The following is a 3,970-nucleotide window of genomic DNA, read 5'->3' on the forward strand; positions in this document are numbered from 1 at the left end:
ATGTTGCGCTTATGTCGATGAATACCGAGTATGAAAACGATACCGCAAAGATATTGGCAAAGGTACGTGTAACCGATTTTAACACGGACGGCCTGAATGTTAAATATCAGCTTGTAGACAAAGGTGTTGAACCGACTGACAGTGATTGGTCGGAGGGCTTGCTTAATGACGGAGTTTTTGACTTTGAAACTAAATTTGACGCGGCACAAAAATATGAAAAAGAATTGCTTGTGTATGCGACAGACTTTAAAGGTAACAAGTCGAATGTTTCACGTTATGAGGTGTATGCCGACTTGACAAAGGCAAAGGCAAAATATACGGTTGTAAGCGATTTGTCACAGATACATACAAAGCCTGATGTGCAAATTTCGGCACCTGACAATCCCGACAATAAAGCTAATGCCGCCACACGTGTAACACTTACAATGGGTGACAAGACTTACGCAAGCGTATATGACAGTGCCGACAGTAAAAACATATTTGATTTTGACGGCACATGGTATGCGGTTACATACAACGAGGATAAAAACGGTTTTGACGGAGTAACCGCTCTTACGGCGGACGGAGTGAATGAACTTAAAAACTTTTACGGTACAGTAAACGTAAAATTTGAAAGTGCGTTTGCAGATTTGACACCTGTAAGCGGTGCAAGTATAAAGCCGTCCAATTCCGAAGAAGAAGTGACATATCAAGCGGAGGGCGACTTTAATGTTATGACCGCACCTGTACTTGATAATGTATATAATCTTGAATTTACTTCAATAAAGGACAGTAACGGAGATGTTATTAAAGCCACAGGAGTAGGTGATGACAAGCACATAAGAAGAAACGGCGATATGACTGATGTCAGAATTAATTTTGAATTGTCAAATACAAAAGTTGCCGATTGGGTTACGGATAATTTGGACTTTGATAAATCGTATGTGGCAATAACAAATTCGGAAAACAACGAGGTTTACAACGCAAAGCTAAGCAGAAATGCAAGTCAAACTCTTGCAATGCCGCTTAGAGATAAAGACGGTAACTTGCTTGGAACGGATACATACAGAATTGCGGTTTATTTGTATCAGACAGGCAGTGACAGCCCTGCCGAATTTAAGTGCGATACGGCGGTACTTCTTGACAATATCAAAACATCGGCAGATGTCGGTGTAAACAGATATGAAATCATTCCCGAACACGAATATTACCCTATTCCTAATCCGATACCGTCAATCGTAAAAGAAAGCGATACGGCATTTAAAACAATCAATATCGGTAATGCTGAATTTAAGGAGATTGACCGTAATGAAGATGAGGGATATTCTTTAGAACAGAATATGGCACATATCGTCAAAATGACGCTTAAGAGCAATGATGTTTCAAAAGAATTGTGCGGTGAAACAATCGGTAAGGCAGAGGGATTCCGCTTGTGGAATAAAGCGTGCAATGGCGGAGAAGATTTACCGTTTGAAAAGACTACTGACCTAACAAGAGAATACGAGATAAACTTAATGCAAAACACTGCAAAAGAAACTCTTGACGGAGTAACGGCAACGGGCGGTTTGCAATTTGAAAAGGGAAGTAACACTTTCTGTTATCAAGTTAAATTGGAAAACGGCAATGTATCGCCGATATACGAGTTCACGGTAAATATGGTTGAAAGTATACCGCAGATTGCAATGGATTTTGATATGAACGAATCGCAGAATTATACGGATGACAACGGAACAATGCACGTTATTTCCGCTGATGCAACCGTAAAAAATGCTTTCTCCGAAAACGGTAATGTAACGGTATATTATGTTCACAGAGAGGATTACAGCAGTTGGACTGCCGATGAAATCGGACTTGACGAGGTTGTTACATTGAAGGGTGATAGTGCCTTTAATTATCAGAACTGTAGACAAGACGAAAAAGGCAGAGATAGGCTCAACTTTGCATTTATTGCGATAGACGAATCCGGTAATTCTGTTTCATATATTCCGCAGTTCAAGGAAAAAACGAAATATACCTTTGAAAATGATGCATTGACAGTAACTCAAGCAAATCTTAACACATACAACCAGGGTGATTATATTTATAATTTTTATGCCAAAAATCTTGACATGGACAAAAGCTCTTTTACAGTTGTGAAAGACGGTGAAATGTACAATATGCCTATGAAAAACTATCAATATCCGAATGAATTGGGTTTTGAGGGCGGTTATTATCGTGAGGACAGCACGTCCACTAATTTGAGTATAGACTTTACAAGACCATGGAGTGTGGAAAAGGCAGGCGAGCCTTTCTTTGACAGTATTACGTTTAACTTTGTAGGTGTGCATGGTGACACAGCAACGAGAACGTATACCAAAGACGATGAAAATTACGGAAGCTTGGTAACGAACTTTAAATATGAAGAACCGCGATTTGTTGAAGTTTCTGATGACGATTCATTAGCGGATTACAGTTATATCTGCAATGACAGAGGTGTTAAGGTATACTTTAACGGATATTTAAAATTAAAGGGCGATACGGTTTATGCGTCTGCTCACTATCTGCCGATATACTCAAACGGTACATACGAAGTTGAGGGCGAGGATATGTTCGGCAATACATGGACAATACCTGTAACTGTTACACTTCTTGCAGACGGTCCAAAGGTTACAATGTCAACTTTGTATAAGACAAAGGGCGATATTACGGCGAATATCGAATATACTTCTCCCGTAACTGTTACGGAAAATGACGGAAACACATTTGCAAAAATCGAAAACAACGGAACAAATAACGTAACCGTAACCGCAACACAGCCTACAAAGGTTACAATGAAGTGGACGGATAACGGAGCTGAAAAGAGTAAAATATTAAATATAACCAATAATGAGATAAAACCGATAAAGCCGAAAGTTGTATGGGATTATGACGAAGATGATGTGGTTGACGGCTGTATATACGGCGAAGTAACCGCAAAGCTTGTTGATGAAAACGGCTCAACACTTGTTGATACCGCAACGGGCGAAACACCGAGCCATACATTCTATCCTAACAGTGAAACGGAATTTACATTCAGGAATTACAAAAATCAAAATGATACTTTGGGTGAAGATTATACAGTTACGCTTGATGTAACACTTAAAGATTATCAGCCGCCCGAAGAATATGTCGATACAATGCCGCCGAGTGTTGAAATGGTTGGTTATACCGTAAGGGGCGGTGTGGCACAAAGCAAAAAACTTGTGCTTAATCTGTATGATGATAACAAGCATTACTTAAATCCGTCACTTCCTGATTTAAGCGGCGGAGGCTATGAAACAGTTACCGACAGTATATCATTTATGAAGAAAATGGGTTGGTCGTCACATTACAGATTTAATGTAATCGTGTCTGATATAAACGGTGTAAAGCTTATTGCAAAAGCGGGACTTAATGCCGAAACACCGACATTTGATTCAACAAGCGATACGATTGACGGAGTGAGTGTAAACGGCAGAACCGTTGATATAACAAAGAATGCGGAATTTACATTGTTTGCAGTCGACAGCTGTAATAATGTCACCGAAATTCCGCTTGTTGCGGATAACTTGGGCGAAGCGCCTCAGCCGCATTTACAGAAAGTCGTGTCGGGCGATATGCAGACTGTAAAGGTATACCTAATACCGCCTGAGGACAGTGACTTTACAAACCTTGTTATGACTAATGACAACGCAAAACAGGAAACAAGTGACGGAGAATACAACGGCTTGTATTATATAGAAGTAACAGACAACGAAAATATTGTTATAAACTACACATACACATATAAAGGTGAGAACGAAAGCGGTGAATTAAAAGCAGCCGTTACGGAAATAGACAATTCACCTGCAAATAAAATCAGTGAAGTTTGGTCTGAAAACGCAAAGAGCAGTAAGACAAATAAATCCGTTACGGCACAGCTTAGATTTGATAAGCTCATCACGAAAGCGGAATGGAAAAATCAAAGCGGTTATCTTCCTGAAATATATAAACT

The 3,970-nt window shown here is 39.7% G+C and carries 1 protein-coding gene; it reads left to right on the top strand.

Annotated elements, in window-relative coordinates; genetic code table 11:
* Positions 1-3,970, top strand: a 3,970-nt coding sequence (locus ACLTU0_RS11180; protein WP_412322511.1) for a hypothetical protein, incomplete at both ends; no start/stop codon positions are given.

It is taken from the genome of Hominilimicola sp., assembly GCF_046972485.1.
In the GTDB taxonomy this organism is placed as follows: domain Bacteria; phylum Bacillota; class Clostridia; order UBA1381; family UBA1381; genus Hominilimicola; species Hominilimicola fabiformis.